This is a genomic window from Agrococcus pavilionensis RW1, assembly GCF_000400485.1.
GTDB classification, from domain to species: Bacteria; Actinomycetota; Actinomycetes; order Actinomycetales; family Microbacteriaceae; genus Agrococcus; species Agrococcus pavilionensis.
The window spans coordinates 26,125-42,968 of sequence record NZ_ASHR01000001.1 but is presented as its reverse complement, the minus strand read 5'-3'; the positions used below and the strand labels follow the sequence as shown (position 1 = coordinate 42,968).

The following is a 16,844-nucleotide window of genomic DNA, read 5'->3' as shown; positions in this document are numbered from 1 at the left end:
CTTCGCGGGGCGACCCCGCGCATCCGCCACCGATCACAGCCGCAGGAGGCACGCATGGCCACGCAGGGCATCATCAACCCGCCGATCGACGAGGTGCTCGACAAGGTCGACTCCAAGTACCAGCTCGTGATCTTCGCCGCGAAGCGCGCGCGCCAGATCAACGACTACTACACCGACATCCACGAGGGATCGATGTTCGACAACGTCGGCCCGCTCGTCGACGCCACGATCGAGGACAAGCCGCTCTCGGTCGCGCTGCACGAGATCCACCAGGACAAGCTCGTCCTGACCAAGGACGAGACCGCGCAGGGCTGATGCGCGTCGTCGTCGGGATCTCCGGCGGCATCGCCGCCTACAAGGCCGCGCTCGCCATCCGCGAGCTCGTGAAGGCGGGGCACGACGTGCACGTCGTTCCGACCGCCTCGGCGCTGCGCTTCATCGGGCGCCCGACGCTCGAGGCGCTCAGCCGCAACCCCGTCACCGACGAGGTCTTCGACGACGTCGCCGCCGTGCGCCACGTCGCGCTCGGCCAGTCGGCCGACCTGATCGTCATCCTGCCCGCGACCGCGAACACGCTCGCGAAGCTCGCGACCGGGCTCGCCGACGACCTGCTCGGCACGACGGTGCTCGCCTCGCGCGCGCCGCTCGTGATCGCGCCCGCGATGCACACCGAGATGTGGGAGCAGCCGGCGGTGCAGGCGAACGTGCGCGTGCTCGCCGAGCGCGGCGCGACGATCGTCGGCCCCGTCGCCGGCGCGCTCACGGGCAGCGACGAGGGCTTCGGCCGCATGGCCGAGCCCGGCGAGGTCGTCGCCGCGGCCCTCGAGGCAGCCGGTCGCTCGGGCGCGCTCGCGGGCCGCTCGGTCGTCGTCTCGGCAGGCGGCACGCGCGAGCCGATCGACCCGGTGCGCTTCGTCGGCAACCGCTCGAGCGGCGCGATGGGCGTCGCCCTCGCGAGCGCGGCGCGCGCGGCGGGAGCGACCGTCACGCTCGTGGGCGCGAACCTGCACGTGCCCGCGCCCGCGGGCGTCGAGCTCGTCGAGGTCGAGACGACCGCGCAGCTGCGCGAGGCGATGCTCGAGCGCGCGAGCGCCGACGTCGTGGTGATGGCCGCGGCCGTCGCCGACTACCGCGTGCGCGGCGCCGCCGACGAGAAGCGCTCGAAGGAGTCGTGGGGCGACGCGCCGACGATCGAGCTCGAGCTCAACCCCGACATCCTCGCCGAGCTCGCGGGCCTGCCGCGCGATGGCCTGCTCGTGGGCTTCGGCGCCGAGACCGAGGCCGACGACGCCGCGCTCGTCGAGCGCGGTCGCGCGAAGCTCGCCCGGAAGGGCGCCGACCTGCTCGTGCTCAACCGCGTCGGCCACGACGAGGGCTTCGGCCCCGTCGAGACGCGCGTGCGCGTGCTCGACGCCGACGGCGTCGTGGCGGATGCGTCGGGAGCGAAGGCGTCAGTGGCCCGGGCCATCATCGACTGCGTCGCGCAGCGCCTCGCGGGCACGACGAGCCTCCCGGGCACGACGAGCAAGGAGCAGCAGTGAGCAGCAGTCCAGGCAGCCTCCGGCTGTTCACGTCGGAGTCGGTGACCGAGGGTCACCCCGACAAGATCTCCGACCAGATCTCCGACGCGATCCTCGACGCGATGCTCGCGCAGGACCCGGAGGCGCGCGTCGCGGTCGAGACGCTCGTCACGACCGGTCTCGTCCACGTCGCGGGCGAGGTGCGCACGACCGGCTACGTCGACATCGCCTCGGTCGTGCGGAAGGTCATCGTCGACATCGGCTACGACTCGAGCGAGGTCTCGTTCGACGGCAACTCCTGCGGCGTGACCGTCTCGATCGGCGAGCAGAGCCCCGAGATCGCGACGGGCGTCGACACCGCCGTCGAGGCGCGCGGCGGCTCCGTCGACCCGCTCGACCGCGACGGCGCCGGCGACCAGGGCATCATGTTCGGCTTCGCGACCGACGAGACGCCGACGTTCATGCCGGCGACCGCGTGGGCCGCGCACCGGCTCGCCGAGCGGCTGGCCGCCGTCCGGCGCTCGGCCGAGATCCCGTTCCTGCGGCCCGACGGCAAGACGCAGGTGACGATCGGCTACGACGGCTTCACGCCCGTCTCGGTCGACACCGTGCTCGTCTCGACGCAGCACGCCCCTGGCGTCACGAACGACGAGATCCGCGACGCGGTGATCGAGCACGTCATCGCCCCCGTCGTCGCCGAGCTCGGCCTCGACGCGAGCGGCATGCGCGCGATCGTCAACCCCTCCGGCTCGTTCCTGACCGGCGGCCCGAAGGGCGACGCCGGGCTCACGGGCCGCAAGATCATCGTCGACACCTACGGCGGCGCTGCTCGCCACGGCGGCGGCGCGTTCAGCGGCAAGGACCCGTCGAAGGTCGACCGCTCGGCCGCCTACGCGCTGCGCTGGGTCGCGAAGAACGCTGTCGCCGCGGGGCTCGCGAAGCGGCTCGAGGTGCAGGCCGCCTACGCGATCGGGATGGCGCAGCCCGTCGGCCTCTACGTCGAATCGTTCGGCACCGGCGTGATCGACGACCTCGCGATCGGCGAGGCGATCCAGGAGGTCTTCGACCTCCGGCCGGGCGCGATCGTGCGCGACCTCGAGCTGCGCGAGCCGAAGTACCGCCAGACCGCCGCGTACGGCCACTTCGGCCGCGAGCTGCCCGGGTTCACGTGGGAGCGGCTCGACCGCGTCGACGCGCTGCGCGCCGCCGCGGGGCTGTGAGGCCTTGACGCCCGCGCCCGCCTTCGCGCGGGTCGTCGTCGACTCGCGGCTGCCGCAGCTCGACCGGCTCTTCGAGTACCGCGTCCCGCCCGGCCTCGAGGGAGTCGCGCCGGGCGTGCGCGTGCGCGTGCCGCTCCGCAACGAGCGCGAGGCCTCCGGCTACGTCGTCGAGGTGGCGGATGCGCGCGACTGGGAGGGCGAGGTCGCCGACGTCGCGCACGTCGTCTCGACCGTGCCGGTGCTGCAGCCCGAGGTGTGGGCGCTCGCCCGCGCGGTCGCCGATCGCGCCGCCGGGGGAGCGGCCGACGTGCTGCGCGTCGCGATCCCCGGCCGCCAGGCGCGCGTCGAGAAGGCGTGGCTCGCGCGCGACGCGGCCGACCGCGCGGCCCTGCCCGCGCTGCCCGCGGTCGCCGACGCATCCGCCCCCGTGCTCCCCGGCCTCGTCGAGGCGCGCCGGCGCATCGCGCTCGAGTGCGCGGGCGGCGTCGCCGAGGTCGCCGACGGCGACGACGGGACAGCGTGGATCGGCCGCTGGGCGATCGCGCTCGCCGCGCTCGCGCGGCAGGCGCTCGAGCGCGGCGAGCAGGCGATCCTCGTCGTGCCGGACCACCGCGAGCAGCGGCAGCTGCGGCTCGCGCTCGACGCGGCCGTCGGCGAGGAGCGGGTCGTCGAGCTCGACGCGCGGCAGAAGAACCCCGAGCGCTACCGCGCCTTCCTCCGCTGCCTCGACGACGAGCCCGTCGCGATCATCGGCCCGCGCTCCGCGGTCTACGCCCCCGCGAAGCGGCTCGGGCTGCTCGCGGTGTGGGAGGACGGCGACCCGCTGCTCGCCGAGCCGCTCGCGCCCGGCGTGCACGCGCGCGACGCCGCGCTCGTGCGGCAGGCGCAATCGGGGTGCGCGCTCGTGCTCGCCGGGCACGCGCGCTCCACCGACGCCGAGCGGCTCGTCGAGGTCGGCTTCCTCGAGCACGAGCGCGTGGGGGAGCACCGCGTGCGCGTGCTGCCCGCGGCGCTCGCCGACGACGGCCGGCGCGTGCCGGCCGCCGCGTTCGCGGCCGCGCGCGAAGGGCTGCAGCACGGTCCCGTGCTCGTGCAGGTCGCGCGGCCCGGCCACGCCCCGGGCCTCGCGTGCGGGGATTGCGGCGCGCGCGCCCGCTGCCGCGCGTGCGGCGGCCCGCTCGGCGTGCGCTCCCGCGGCTCCGCTCCCGCGTGCCGGCTCTGCGGTCGGCTCGCCGCCGCGTGGTCGTGCCCGTCCTGCAGCGGCACGCGCATGCGCGAGGTGGGCCGCGGCTCGAGCCGCATCGCCGAGGAGCTCGGCCGCGCGATGCCCGGCATCCCCGTCGCGATCGCCGACGGGGAGCACGAGCGGCTCGAGGTCGACGCGCGCCCGCGCATCGTCGTCGCGACGCGCGGCGCCGAGCCGATCGCCGAGGGCGGCTACCGCGCGGTGCTGCTGCTCGACGGCGACTCGCTGCTCGCGCGCGAGGGGCTCCGCGTCGCGGAGGAGGCCGTGCGGCAGTGGGCGACGGCCCGCGCGCTCGCCGCCGACGGCGCGAGCGTCGTGCTCGCGGGCGTCATGGGGCCCGCGGCCGCGGCGATCACGGGCGCGACGACCGTGCCGTTCGCGAAGGCCGAGCTCGCCGAGCGGCGCGCGCTCCGGTTCCCGCCCGCCGTGCGCACCGCATCCGTCGTCGGGCACCCCGACGCCGTCGCCGAGGCGCTCGAGGCGCTCTCCGGCATCGAGCACCTCGACGTGCTCGGACCGGTGCCTGCCGCGGATGCGCGACCGGGGGAGGAGCGCGAGCGCGCGATCGCGCGCTTCGCCTACGCCGACGGGCCCCGCGTCGCGAGCGTCGTGCGGGCGCGCGTGCTCGCCGCCGCGCGCCGCCCGGCCCGCCCCGGCGCGCCCGCGAGGCTCCGCATCCGGTTGGATGATCACGAGCCCTTCGACGGCCTGTAGCGCCGTCCCGAGTCAGGAAGCAGTCATGCGCATCGTCTTCGCCGGCAGTCCCGCCGCCGCCGTGCCGAGCCTCGAGGCCCTCGCGGCCGAGCACGAGATCGCCGCGGTCGTCACTCGCGCCCCCTCGCCGCAGGGCCGCAAGCGCGTGCTCACCCCGACGCCCGTCGCGGCGCGCGCGGTCGAGCTCGGCCTCGACGTCATCGAGGCGAACCGGCTCGACGCCGAGGCGACCGAGCGGATCGCGGCGCTCGAGCCCGAGCTCGCCGCGGTCGTCGCCTACGGCGGGCTCGTGCGCGAGCCGCTCCTGTCGCTGCCGCGGCACGGCTGGATCAACCTGCACTTCTCGGTGCTGCCCGACTACCGCGGCGCCGCGCCCGTGCAGCGAGCGCTCATCGACGGCCGCAGCAGCACGGGCGTGAGCGTGTTCCGACTCGTCGAGCAGCTCGACGCCGGGCCGCTCGTGCGCGTGCGCGAGGCGCCGATCGCCGAGGGCACGACCGCGGGCGAGCTGCTCGCGGAGCTCGCCGTGCTCGGCGCGGGCGAGCTCGCCGAGGCCGTGCGCGAGATCGAGGCCGGCACCGCGAGGTTCGCCGAGCAGGTCGGGTCGCCGACGCTCGCGCCCAAGCTCACCCTCGCCGACGGCGCGCTCGACCTTCAGCGGCCGGCGCCCGTCGTGCTGAGCCGCTGGCGGGGCGTGACGCCCGAGCCGGGCGCGCACGGCACCGTCGACGGCCAGCGGGTCAAGCTGCTCGCGCTCGTCCGCTCGGGCGCCGAGCCGCTGCCGCCCGGCCACGCGGCGATCGCCGGGCGCGCGGCCGTCGTCGGCACGGGCAGCGCCCCGCTCGAGCTCGTCGAGGTGCAGCCCGCGGGGAAGCGCCCCATGCCGGGCGTCGACTGGCTCCGCGGCCGGGGCGGCACGGCCGTCTTCGAGCTCGCGCCCGCAGAGGGCGGCCGATGAGCGCCCGCCTCGTCGCGCGCGACGTCGTCCTCGCGGTCGACCGCGACGACGCGTACGCCAACCTGCTGCTGCCCGCGCGCATCCGCGAGGCCGGCCTGAGCCCCGCCGACGCGGGCTTCGCGACCGAGCTCGCCTACGGCACGCTCCGCTGGCAGGGCCAGCACGACGCGCTCATCGCCGACGCCGCGGGCCGGCCGGTCGACGAGATCGACCCGGAGACGCGCGCGACCCTCCGCATCGGCTCGCACCAGCTCAGCCGCATGCGCGTGCCCGCGCACGCCGCGGTGCACGAGACCGTCGCGCTGCTCGGGCGCCGCAACAAGGGGCGGCTCGGCTTCGCGAACGCGGTGCTGCGCCGGCTCTCGGAGGAGCCGTGGGAGCAGCGACTCGCGCGCATCGCCGAGCGGCTCGGCGCCGACGAGCGGCTCGCGCTCGAGTCGTCGCACCCCGCGTGGGTGCTGCGCGCGCTGCGGCGCACGCTCGACCGCGAGGGCGCGGCCGGCGAGCTCGAGGCGCTCCTCGAGGCCGACAACGACCCGCCAGCGGTACAGCTCGTCGCGCTGCCCGGCCTCGCCGAGCCGGGCGAGCTCGACCTCGCGCCGACCGCGAGCCCGCTCGGCCGCGTCGCGCCGGGCGGCGACCCCGCTCGGGTGCCGCAGGTCGCGAGCGGGGCGTGGCGCGTGCAGGACGCGGGCAGCCAGCTCGCCGCCCTCGCCCTCACGCGCGCGCGTCCGGTCGCGGCGGGCGAGCGCTGGCTCGACCTGTGCGCGGGCCCGGGCGGCAAGACCGCGCTGCTCGCCGCCGAGGCCGCGGTGCACGGCGCGCGGCTCGAGGCCAACGAGGTCGCGCCGCACCGCGCGAGGCTCGTGCGCGACGCGGTGCGCTCGATCGAGCCGCGCCCCGACGTCGTCGTGGGCGACGGCCGCCGCTACGGCCGGGGCGAGACCGCGGGCGCCTTCGACCGCGTGCTGCTCGACGCCCCGTGCACGGGCCTCGGCGCGCTGCGCCGGCGGCCCGAGGCCCGCTGGCGCAAGCAGCCGACCGACGTGCCGGAGCTCGCGGCGCTCCAGGTCGAGCTGCTCGAGGCGTCCGCTCGCGCCGTGCGCCCCGGCGGGCTCGTCGCCTACGTCACGTGCTCGCCCCACCTCGCCGAGACGCGCGCGGTCGTCGAGCGCGCATCCGCCCTCGGCCTCGAGCCGGTGCCGACGCGCGAGGTCGTCGCCGAGCTCTCGCCCGGCATCGCGCTCGGCGAGACGGGCGACGCGGTGCAGCTGTGGCCGCACCGCAACGGCACCGACGCGATGTTCATCCAGCTGCTCATGCGGCCCGCGGGGTGATCGGCCTCGACGGGATCGCGGCGCCGCCGGTGCGGGGCACGTTCCACCGCGCGGTCGACCCGCGCTACCGCGAGCGCGCGATCGCGGGATCGCGCGCGGCGGGGCGCTACTCGCGGGCGCACGAGCCGACGCTCTACCTGAGCTCGTCCCGCGACGGCGTGGCGGCCGCGATGCTCGCGCACCGGGATGCGCGGGCCGAGGAGCTCGAGGTCGTCGAGGTCGACGTCGAGGCGAGCGGCATCGTCGACCTGCGCGACGCGGATGCGCTCGCCGCTGCGGGCATCGACGTCGCCGACGCGGCGGCCCCGTGGCAGGACGTCGCGGCCGCGGGCGGCACGCCGCGCTCCTGGACGGTCCGCGACCGCTTGCTCGAGCTCGGCGCGAACGGCGTGATCGACCCGTCCCGCCAGCGCCCCGGGCTCTGGCACCTCGTGCTGTTCCGCTGGAACGAGGCAGGCGCCCCGACGGTGCGCCTGCGCCGACGCGGATAGGGTGGCGGGCATGGTCAGGATCCACCCCAGCATCCTGTCGGCGGACTTCGTCAACCTCGAGCGCGACCTCGAGCGCATCCGGGACGCCGACGGCGTGCACGTCGACGTCATGGACGCCCACTTCGTGCCGAACCTCACCTTCGGGCTGCCGATGGTGCAGCGCATCGCCGAGGTGACCGAGCTGCCGATCGACGTGCACCTCATGATCGACGACCCCGACACGTGGGCGCCGCAGTACGCCATCCGCGGCGTCGAGTCGGTCACGTTCCACGCCGAGGCGACGAACGACGGCGTCGCGCTCGCGCGCGAGCTGCGGGCCCGTGGCACGCGCGCGGCGATCGCGCTCAAGCCGGGCACCGCGGTCGACGCGGTGCTCGAGCACCTGACGGAGTTCGACATGGTGCTCGTCATGACCGTCGAGCCCGGCTTCGGCGGCCAGTCCTTCATGGCCGACATGATGCCGAAGCTCGTCGAGCTGCGGAGCCGCGCCGACGAGGCGGGCGTCGAGCTCGCGCTGCAGGTCGACGGCGGCATCACCGCCGACACGCTGCCGATCGCCGCGGCCGCGGGCGCCGACGTCTTCGTGGCCGGATCGGCCGTCTACGGGCACGACGACGTGGCCGCGCGCATCGCGGCGCTCCGCGACGCCGGTAGCCTGGAGGCGTGAAGACCTTCGACGAGCTGTACGCCGAGCTCGAGCAGACGCTCGCCGAGCGACGACCGGGCTCCGGCACGGTCGCGGCGGTCGACGCCGGCGTCCACGAGATCGGCAAGAAGATCGTGGAGGAGGCCGCGGAGGTCTGGATGGCCGCCGAGCACGAGAGCGACGAGGACGCGGCGATCGAGATCTCGCAGCTGCTCTACCACCTCCAGGTGCTCATGCTCGCGAAGGGCATCTCGCTGCAGGACGTGTACCGACATCTCTGACGCGCCGTCCACCGACCGTCAGACCTGAAGGAACCACCATGCTCAAGATCGCCGTGCCCAACAAGGGCTCGCTCGCCGAGACGGCCGCCCAGATGCTCGACGAGGCCGGCTACCGCGGTCGCCGCGACGGCAAGGAGCTCATCGTCGTCGACGCCCGCAACGAGGTCGAGTTCTTCTTCCTCCGGCCGCGCGACATCGCGACCTACGTCGGCTCGGGCGCGCTCGACGTCGGCATCACCGGCCGCGACCTGCTGCTCGACTCCGGCTCGCCCGCGCTCGAGATCGAGGGCCTCGGCTTCGCCCGCTCGACGTTCCGCTTCGCGGGCCCGGCCGGCCGCTTCGGCGACGCGCGCGACCTCGAGGGTCAGCGCGTCGCATCCTCGTACACGGGCCTCGTCGAGCAGCATCTCGCGCAGCACGGCGTGACCGCCGAGCTCGTGCGCCTCGACGGCGCCGTCGAGTCGGCCGTGCGGCTCGGGGTCGCGGATGCCGTGGCCGACGTCGTCGAGACGGGCGCGACCCTGCGGGCCCAGGGCCTCGAGGTCTTCGGCGAGCCGATCCTCGAGAGCGAGGCCGTGCTCATCACGAACGACGCGGGGGAGCACGGCACCGACAAGCCGGGGCTCGCGACCCTCAAGCGGCGGCTCGACGGCGTCATCGTCGCGCGCGACTTCGTGCTCGTCGACTACGACATCGAGCGCTCGCGCCTCGACGCGGCGATCGGCATCGCGAGCGGCTTCGAGAGCGCGACCGTGAGCCCGCTGCACGACCCCGACTGGGTCGCCGTGCGCGTCATGGTGCGCAGCCAGGAGACGAACCAGATCATGGACGCCCTCGCCGACGTCGGCGCGCGCGCGATCATCGTCACCAACATCCACGCCGCCCGCATCTAGGAGGACCGCCGTGCTCGCCACCCGCGTCATCCCGTGCCTCGACGTCGCCCACGGGCGCGTCGTCAAGGGCGTCCGCTTCCAGGGGCTCACCGACCAGGGCGATCCGGTCGAGCTCGCCGCCCGCTACGCCGAGCAGGGCGCCGACGAGCTGACCTTCCTCGACGTCAAGGCGACCGTCGAGGACGCCGGCACCATGCTCGAGGTCGTCGAGCGCTGCGCGGAGCAGGTCTTCATCCCGCTCACCGTCGGCGGCGGCGTGCGCAGCCGCGACGACGTCGCGCGGCTGCTCGCGCACGGCGCCGACAAGGTCGGCGTCAACTCCGCCGCGATCCGCGATCCCGAGCTCATCGACCGCATCGTCGCCGACTTCGGCTCCCAGGTGCTCGTGCTCTCGCTCGACGTGCGCCGCTCGCCCGAGACGCCCTCGGGCTTCGAGGTGACGACGCACGGCGGCTCGCGCGGCGCCGGGCTCGACGCGCTCGAGTGGGCGGCCGAGGGCGTGCGCCGCGGCGTCGGCGAGCTGCTCGTCAACTCGATCGACGCCGACGGCACGAAGGACGGCTTCGACCTCGAGCTCACGCGCGCGGTGCGCGCGGTCGCGACGTGCCCCGTCATCGCCTCCGGCGGTGCGGGGGATCCGGCCGACTTCGCGCCAGCCGTGGCCGCGGGCGCCGACGCCGTGCTCGCCGCGAGCATCTTCCACAGCGGCCAGTGCACGATCGGCGAGGTCAAGGCCGCGATGCGCGAGGCGGGGGTGACGGTGCGATGAGCGAGCTGCCGCAGCTCAAGAAGGACGCCGACGGGCTCGTCGCGGCCGTCATCCAGGACGACGCGACGGGCGACGTGCTCATGGTCGGATACATGGACGACGAGGCGCTGCGCCGCACCGCGACCGAGGGCCGCGTGACGTTCTGGTCGCGCTCCCGGCAGGAGTACTGGCGGAAGGGTGACACGTCCGGCAACATCCAGGTGCCGCGCTCGATCGCGATCGACTGCGACGGCGACGCCCTCCTCATCCGCGTCGACCAGACCGGCCCCGCGTGCCACACGGGCGCGCGCTCGTGCTTCTTCACGCCCGTGCCCGTCACCGTCGAGGACCGCTCGTGACGCTCGGCTCCACGACGCGCGAGGCGTTCGACGCGCTCCTGCCCGGCCACCGCATCGTGCCGGTCGTGCGCGAGGTCTTCCTCGACGCCGAGACGCCCGTCGGCGTCTACCGCCGCGTCGCCGCCGGCCGGCCGGGCTCGTTCCTGCTCGAGTCGGCCGAGCAGGGCGTGTGGAACCGCTACTCGTTCGTCGGCGTCGAGGTGTTCGGACTCCTGACGGCCGACCGCGGCCGCGTCGAGTGGCGCTCCGACTCGCTCACCACCGAGCGGCTGCTCGGCGACGACGTGCCGCGCAGCGGCCTCGACACCCTCGAGCACGTGCTGCGCCGCTGGGCGACGCCCCGCATCGACGGGCTCCCGCGGCTCACGAGCGGCATGATCGGGCACATCGGCTGGGAGGCCGTGCGCGAGCTCGAGCACCTCCCCGACGCGCCCGAGCGCGACGTCGATGTGCCGGCGATCGCGATGGCCCTCACGGCGACGCTCGTCGTGCTCGACCACCGCACGGGCGCAGCGCACCTCGTCGCGAACGTCGTGAACGACGGCGTCGAGGCGCCGGATGCGCTGTGGCGCGACGCGCAGGCGCGGCTCGACGCGCTCGAGGCCGCCCTCGCGCGCGTCGAGCCGGGCTCGGTCGCCTCGATCGACCGGGACGCGGAGCCCGCGCCGACCGCGCGCGTCGACGCCGACGCCTTCCGCGCGATGGTCGAGCGCTCGAAGCGCCACATCGTCGACGGCGACGTCTTCCAAGTCGTGCTCTCGGCGCGCTTCGACCTGCCGACCGACGCCGACCCGCTCGAGGTCTACCGCGTGCTGCGCATGCTCAACCCCTCGCCGTACCTCTACCTCCTCGCCCTCGAGGACGCCGAGGGCGGTTCGTACGCCGTCGTCGGGTCGAGCCCCGAGGCGCTCGTGACCGTCCACGAGGGACGCGCGACGATGCATCCGATCGCCGGCAGCCGCCCGCGCGGCGCCGACGCCGCCGCCGACCGCGACCTCGGCGAGGAGCTGCTCGCCGACCCCAAGGAGCGCAGCGAGCACGTCATGCTCGTCGACCTCGCGCGCAACGACCTCGCGAAGGTGTGCGTGCCGGGCTCCGTCGCGGTCACCGAGCTCATGGCGATCGAGCGGTTCAGCCACATCATGCACATCGTCTCGACGGTCGAGGGTCGGATGCGCGACGGCGCGAGCGCGCTCGACGCGTTCCGCGCGACGTTCCCGGCGGGCACCCTCTCCGGCGCGCCGAAGCCGCGCGCGCTCGAGATCATCGACGAGCTCGAGCCGGCGCAGCGCGGCGTCTACGGCGGCGTCGTCGGCTGGCTCGACTTCGCCGGCGACGCCGACCTCGCGATCGCGATCCGCACCGTGACGATGCGCGACGGGGTCGCGCACGTGCAGTCGGGAGCGGGGCTCGTCGCCGACAGCGACCCCGAGAGCGAGCTGCAGGAGGTGCGGAGCAAGGCCGCCGCGCCGCTGCGCGCCGTCGCGGTCGCGAGCACCATGCGAGGGCTCGGCGCGTGAGGCGCGGCCGGCTCGTCGCGGTGCTCGCGCTCCTCGCGGCGGGCGCGCTCGGGCTGCTCGCCGCGACGCAGCCGTGGGCGACCGCGGTGCTCGTCGACGGCCGCGAGCTCGCGGTCGCGGGGCAGGACCTCGCGGGCGGGCTCACGATCCTCTCGCTCGCGAGCGTCGCGCTCGCGCTCGTGCTGCCGATCGCCGGCCTCGCGTGGCGCTTCGCGCTCGGCGCGCTCGCCGTGCTGCTCGGCGGCCTCACCGCGGTGCACGCGCTCGCCTCCCGAGCGGGGATCCCTGTCGCGGTCGAGGCGCTCGTCGCCGACGCCACGGGCCTCGCCGGCACGGCGCAGGCCGCCGAGATCGCGAGCCTCGCGGAGGCGCCGTGGCCGATCGTGGGAGCCGCGGCCGGCCTGATCGCGATCGTCGGCGGGCTCGTCGCGCTCGTCACCGCTCGGCGCTGGCCGCAGCGCGCGCGCCGCGCCGAGCGCTACGAGCGCGGCACGGGGCTCGCGTGGGACGTGATGGACGACGGTGAGGACCCGACTCGATAGACTCGAGGGGTGCGGGCGCGCGAGCGCGCCCGGAAGGCCGACCAAGGAGCATCGTGAGCGCACGCAAGGGCATCAGCGATCAGCACGCAGCTGATCTCGGAATCGCGGAGTACGAGGCGTCGTTCGTCGACCCCGGCCACGGCAACTCGCGCGCCGCGTGGACGAGCGTCATCGTCATGATCCTCGCGTTCACCCTCGGCACGCTCTTCTTCTTCCTCGACATGCCCGCGCTCGTCTGGGCGAGCGTCGGCCTGCTCGTCGTCGGCATCCTCCTCTGGCCCATCCTCGCGAAGGCCGGCTTCGGGGTGAAGGACCACTGAGCGTGCTCGACGCGCTCACCGCGGGCGCGCTCGAGGACGCTGCCCGGCGGCGCGAGCAGCTGCCGGCCGATCGCCTGGAGGCGATCGCGCTGCAGTCGCGCACGCCCCTCGACGCCGCATCCCTCCTCAGCACGCCGAAGGCCGACTCGCCGGGACCGCACATCATCGCCGAGGTGAAGCGCGCGAGCCCCTCGAAGGGGCCGCTCGCCGACATCCCCGAGCCCGCCGCCCTCGCCTCGAGCTACGCGGCCGGCGGCGCGAGCGCGATCAGCGTGCTCACCGAGGAGCGGCGCTTCCTCGGCAGCCTCGACGACCTGCGCGCCGTGCGCGAGGCCGTCCAGGTGCCGGTGCTGCGCAAGGACTTCATCGCCGACGAGTACCAGCTGCTAGAGGCGCGCGCGTTCGGCGCCGACATCGTGCTGCTCATCGTCGCCTCGCTCGAGCCGGCCCGACTCGTGCAGCTGCACCGCTTCGCGAACGGGCTCGGGCTCTCGGTGCTCGTCGAGGTCCACGACGAGCGCGAGATCGACGCGGCCCTCGCGGCCGACGCGCGCATCCTCGGCGTCAACACGCGCGACCTCAAGACGTTCACGATGCACCCCGAGCGCTTCGCCGAGCTGCGCGAGCGCATCCCGGCCGGCACGGTCGCGGTCGCCGAGTCGGGCGTGCGCTCGGCCGCCGACGTCGCGCGCTACCGGCAGGACGGCGCAGATGCCGTGCTCGTCGGCGAGGCGCTCGTCACCGACGGCGACCCCGCGTCGCGCGTCCGAGAGTTCGGGAGGGCCGCATGACCGAGAGCCAGTCGAAGCTGCGGGAGCAGCACGGGCCGTGGTTCGGCGAGTTCGGGGGCGTCTTCATGCCAGAGCCCCTCATGGCCGCGATCGACGAGCTCGCCGCGTGCTACGACGAGTGCAAGCGCGACCCGGAGTTCCAGGCCGAGTTCGCCGCGCTCTCGCGCGGCTACACCGGCCGCCCCTCGATGCTGACCGAGGCGAAGCGGCTCTCCGAGATCGCCGGCGCGCGCATCCTGCTCAAGCGCGAGGATCTCAACCACACCGGCAGCCACAAGATCAACAACGTGCTCGGGCAGGCGCTCGTCGCCCGCCGGCTCGGCAAGACGCGGCTCATCGCCGAGACGGGCGCGGGCCAGCACGGCGTCGCGACCGCGACCGCCGCGGCCCTGTTCGGCATGGAGTGCGTCGTCTACATGGGCGAGGTCGACACCGAGCGCCAAGCGCTCAACGTCGCCCGCATGCGGCTGCTCGGCGCGCAGGTCGTGCCGGTCAAGACGGGCTCGCGCACGCTCAAGGACGCGATCAACGAGGGACTGCGCGACTGGGTCGCGAACGTCGACTCGACCCACTACCTCATGGGCACCGTCGCGGGACCGCACCCGTTCCCCGAGATGGTGCGCGACTTCCACCGCGCGATCGGCGAGGAGGCGCGCGAGCAGACGATCGCGCTCACCGGCGCGCTGCCCGACGCCGTGCTCGCGTGCGTCGGCGGCGGCTCGAACGCGATGGGCATCTTCCACGCCTTCCTCGACGACCCGGGCGTGCGCCTCATCGGCCTCGAGGCCGCGGGCGACGGCCCGACCACCGAGCGCCACGCCCTCTCGATCGAGCGCGGCGCGCCGGGCCTGCTGCACGGCATGCGCACCTACCTGCTGCAGGACGACGACGGCCAGACGCTCGAGTCGCACTCGATCTCGGCGGGCCTCGACTACCCGGGCGTCGGGCCCGAGCACGCGTGGCTCCACGACCTCGGCCGCGCCGAGTACCAGCCGGTGAGCGATGCGGAGGCGATGGATGCGTTCCTCGCGCTCACGCGCGCCGAGGGCATCATCCCGGCGATCGAGTCGGCGCACGCGATCGCGGGCGCGATGCGGCTCGCGCAGGAGTCGCCTGGCTCGACGCTGCTCGTCTCGCTCTCGGGGCGCGGCGACAAGGACGTCGCGACCGCGGGCCGCTGGTTCGGCCTGCTCGACGAGGAGGCGGAGCAGGCATGAGCCGCATCTCCACCGCCGACGCCATCCGCGCCACCGGCGAGCGCGCCCTCATCGGCTACCTGCCGGTCGGCTTCCCCGACCTCGCCACGAGCGTCGAGGCGGCCGTCGCGATCGCCGAGGCGGGCTGCACCGCGATCGAGCTCGGCGTGCCCTACTCCGACCCCGCGATGGACGGCCCGGTCATCCAGACGGCGACCCAGGCGGTGCTCGACCGCGGCTTCCGGCTCGACGAGCTGTTCGAGGCGATCGAGGCGATCACCGCGCGCACGAGCGCACCGGTGCTCGTCATGACGTACTGGAACCCGGTGCTGCGCTACGGCGTCGACCGCTTCGCCGAGCGGCTCGCCGCGGCCGGCGGCGCGGGCCTCATCACGCCCGACCTCACGCCCGAGAACGCCGCGGCGTGGCTCGCGGCCGCCGACCGGCACGGGCTCGACCGCATCTTCCTCGCGGCGCCCTCCTCCTCCGACGCGCGGCTCGACGCCGCGATCCAGGCCTCGCGCGGCTTCGTCTACACCGTCTCGACGATGGGCACGACGGGCGCGCGCGACGACGTCGACCGCGCGGCCCGTGCGCTCTCGGAGCGCATCGCCGAGCGCGCCGCCGCGACGGGCGGCGAGGCCCTGCGCTGCGTCGGCCTCGGCATCTCGACGCCGGAGCAGGTGCGCGACGTGCTCGAGTACGCCGACGGCGCGATCGTCGGCTCCGCGCTCGTCCGCGCGCTCGACGAGGGCGGAGTGCCCGCCGTGCGCGCGCTCGCCGCCTCGCTCGCCGAAGGTACACTCGCACCGACCGAACGAAAGGGCGCGACCGCGTGACCGTCTTCCAGAGCATCCCGAGTCCCGCGCCCGAGTGGCAGCAGGTGCCGCTGGGCCAGTGGCTCGACGCGATCGGCGTCCTCGGCCTCGTGCAGGGCTCCATGACCGGCGCGATCGTCTTCGGCGTCGTGCTCGGCGTCGTGCTCGCGGTCCTCGCGCTCGCCGGGCTGCTCGTGACGGGCAGGCTCACGCGCCGCGACGCGGCCTGGACGGTCGTCGCCTCGCTCGCGTTCGCGCTCCTGATCACGTGGGTGCTGCGCCTGGTCGGCCCTTCGTGGGGCATCCAGACCTACGCGCTGTGCATCCTCGCCGGCATCGTCGTGGCCGCGGTGCTCACCGGCTGGCGCCTCCACCAGCGCGGCGTCGACGCGGGCTACGTCATCGACGTCGCCGTGTGGGCCGTGCTGCTCGGCATCGTCGCCGCTCGCGTCTTCCACGTCGTCACGCACCCCGACGACTACTTCGGCCCGGGCCGCGACCCGCTCTCGGCGCTCTACATCTGGGAGGGCGGCATCGCGATCTTCGGCGCCCTCATCGGCGGCGCGCTCGGCGTCTGGATCGGCTGCCGCCAGACGGGCCTGCGCTTCTCGACCTTCGCCGACGCGCTCGCGCCCGGCCTGCTGCTCGCGCAGGCGTTCGGCCGGCTCGGCAACTGGTTCAACCACGAGCTCTTCGGCCAGCCGACCGACCTGCCGTGGGGCCTCGAGATCGAGTCGACGAACCCCGCGTACCCCGTCGGGCTCCCCGAGGGCGTGCTCTTCCACCCGACGTTCGCGTACGAGATCATCTGGAACGTGCTCGGCGCAGCGCTGCTGCTGTGGCTCGACCGCAAGCGCGACGTGCAGTGGGGCCGCCTCATCGCGCTCTACCTCATCTGGTACGGCCTCGGCCGCTCGGTCTTCGAGACCATCCGCCTCGACCCCTCCGAGCTCTTCCTCGGCATCCGCACGAACGTGTGGATGGCGTTCCTCGCGATCGTCATCGGCGTCGTCGTGTGGGTCGTGCAGTCGCGCCGCCACCCGGGCCTCGAGCCCTCCCCGTGGCAGCCCGGGCGCGAGCCGGGTGCCGATCAGGTGCTAGATTCTGACGTCTACACCGAGACCCCCGAGTCCCGCACCCAGGACGAGGCGGCTCGAGCCGCAGAACCCGCGGCCGCACACCAGTAGGACTGCGCGCTCCCAGCGCGCGGCGGGCCGACGGCGTCCCGCTCCCGATCGCGAGAG

General features: G+C 75.0%; 19 protein-coding genes. All 19 read left to right on the top strand.

All coding sequences use genetic code 11. The features are described 5' to 3' along the window. Positions 1-54 precede the first annotated feature (54 nt). The 19 genes from rpoZ to lgt all read left to right on the top strand — a co-directional run bounded on the left by rpoZ (position 55) and on the right by lgt (position 16,787). Positions 55-315, top strand: coding sequence for a DNA-directed RNA polymerase subunit omega (gene rpoZ / locus L332_RS16105; RefSeq protein ID WP_021009249.1), 261 nt, complete (start codon positions 55-57; stop codon positions 313-315). After that, positions 315-1,541 (top strand): bifunctional phosphopantothenoylcysteine decarboxylase/phosphopantothenate--cysteine ligase CoaBC, encoded by a 1,227-nt coding sequence (coaBC, locus tag L332_RS16100; RefSeq protein WP_021009248.1) that lies wholly within the window; start codon positions 315-317, stop codon positions 1,539-1,541. Before rpoZ ends, coaBC begins: the two co-directional genes overlap by 1 nt. Beyond that, complete coding sequence (metK, locus tag L332_RS16095; RefSeq protein ID WP_021009247.1) at positions 1,538-2,740, top strand: methionine adenosyltransferase; 1,203 nt, start codon at positions 1,538-1,540, stop codon at positions 2,738-2,740. The genes coaBC and metK overlap by 4 nt, the downstream gene beginning before the upstream one ends. A gap of 4 nt (positions 2,741-2,744) precedes the next feature. Then, positions 2,745-4,700 (top strand): primosomal protein N' family DNA-binding protein, encoded by a 1,956-nt coding sequence (locus L332_RS16090; protein WP_021009246.1) that lies wholly within the window; start codon positions 2,745-2,747, stop codon positions 4,698-4,700. A gap of 25 nt (positions 4,701-4,725) precedes the next feature. Continuing rightward, on the top strand, positions 4,726-5,658 hold the full coding sequence (locus tag L332_RS16085) for a methionyl-tRNA formyltransferase (RefSeq protein WP_021064815.1): 933 nt from the start codon (positions 4,726-4,728) through the stop codon (positions 5,656-5,658). Further along, positions 5,655-6,995: an RsmB/NOP family class I SAM-dependent RNA methyltransferase gene (locus tag L332_RS16080; RefSeq protein WP_021009242.1), complete on the top strand. Its 1,341-nt coding sequence runs from the start codon at positions 5,655-5,657 to the stop codon at positions 6,993-6,995. Before L332_RS16085 ends, L332_RS16080 begins: the two co-directional genes overlap by 4 nt. Continuing rightward, entirely contained in the window at positions 6,992-7,486 is a 495-nt protein-coding gene (locus tag L332_RS30635; protein ID WP_021009241.1) for an RES family NAD+ phosphorylase, read from the top strand. Before L332_RS16080 ends, L332_RS30635 begins: the two co-directional genes overlap by 4 nt. A 10-nt stretch (positions 7,487-7,496) precedes the next feature. Continuing rightward, on the top strand, positions 7,497-8,153 hold the full coding sequence (gene rpe / locus L332_RS16070; RefSeq protein ID WP_021009240.1) for a ribulose-phosphate 3-epimerase: 657 nt from the start codon (positions 7,497-7,499) through the stop codon (positions 8,151-8,153). Beyond that, on the top strand, positions 8,150-8,413 hold the full coding sequence (locus L332_RS16065; RefSeq protein ID WP_021009239.1) for a phosphoribosyl-ATP diphosphatase: 264 nt from the start codon (positions 8,150-8,152) through the stop codon (positions 8,411-8,413). The genes rpe and L332_RS16065 overlap by 4 nt, the downstream gene beginning before the upstream one ends. Positions 8,414-8,451: 38 nt before the next feature. Further along, complete coding sequence (gene hisG, locus L332_RS16060; protein ID WP_021009238.1) at positions 8,452-9,306, top strand: ATP phosphoribosyltransferase; 855 nt, start codon at positions 8,452-8,454, stop codon at positions 9,304-9,306. Between the two features lie 10 nt (positions 9,307-9,316). Continuing rightward, positions 9,317-10,075, top strand: coding sequence for an imidazole glycerol phosphate synthase subunit HisF (gene hisF, locus L332_RS16055; RefSeq protein ID WP_021009237.1), 759 nt, complete (start codon positions 9,317-9,319; stop codon positions 10,073-10,075). Next, positions 10,072-10,413, top strand: coding sequence for a phosphoribosyl-AMP cyclohydrolase (gene hisI / locus L332_RS16050; RefSeq protein ID WP_021009236.1), 342 nt, complete (start codon positions 10,072-10,074; stop codon positions 10,411-10,413). Before hisF ends, hisI begins: the two co-directional genes overlap by 4 nt. Next, positions 10,410-11,933 carry an anthranilate synthase component I gene (locus tag L332_RS16045; RefSeq protein WP_021009235.1) on the top strand — a complete coding sequence of 508 codons (1,524 nt, stop codon included), beginning with the start codon at positions 10,410-10,412 and terminating at the stop codon, positions 11,931-11,933. The genes hisI and L332_RS16045 overlap by 4 nt, the downstream gene beginning before the upstream one ends. After that, positions 11,930-12,475: a Trp biosynthesis-associated membrane protein gene (locus L332_RS16040; protein ID WP_021009234.1), complete on the top strand. Its 546-nt coding sequence runs from the start codon at positions 11,930-11,932 to the stop codon at positions 12,473-12,475. Before L332_RS16045 ends, L332_RS16040 begins: the two co-directional genes overlap by 4 nt. 101 nt (positions 12,476-12,576) lie before the next feature. Beyond that, positions 12,577-12,795, top strand: coding sequence for a DUF6704 family protein (locus L332_RS16035; protein ID WP_031223126.1), 219 nt, complete (start codon positions 12,577-12,579; stop codon positions 12,793-12,795). Positions 12,796-12,797: 2 nt separating this feature from the next. Beyond that, the gene (gene trpC, locus L332_RS16030) at positions 12,798-13,586 is read left to right on the top strand and encodes an indole-3-glycerol phosphate synthase TrpC (protein ID WP_021064814.1); all 789 of its coding nucleotides are present in this window, start codon (positions 12,798-12,800) and stop codon (positions 13,584-13,586) included. Then, entirely contained in the window at positions 13,583-14,803 is a 1,221-nt protein-coding gene (gene trpB, locus L332_RS16025; RefSeq protein WP_021009231.1) for a tryptophan synthase subunit beta, read from the top strand. The genes trpC and trpB overlap by 4 nt, the downstream gene beginning before the upstream one ends. Then, complete coding sequence (trpA, locus tag L332_RS16020) at positions 14,800-15,621, top strand: tryptophan synthase subunit alpha (protein WP_021009230.1); 822 nt, start codon at positions 14,800-14,802, stop codon at positions 15,619-15,621. Before trpB ends, trpA begins: the two co-directional genes overlap by 4 nt. After that, positions 15,618-16,787: a prolipoprotein diacylglyceryl transferase gene (gene lgt / locus L332_RS0114470; protein ID WP_021064813.1), complete on the top strand. Its 1,170-nt coding sequence runs from the start codon at positions 15,618-15,620 to the stop codon at positions 16,785-16,787. The genes trpA and lgt overlap by 4 nt, the downstream gene beginning before the upstream one ends. Positions 16,788-16,844 lie beyond the last annotated feature (57 nt).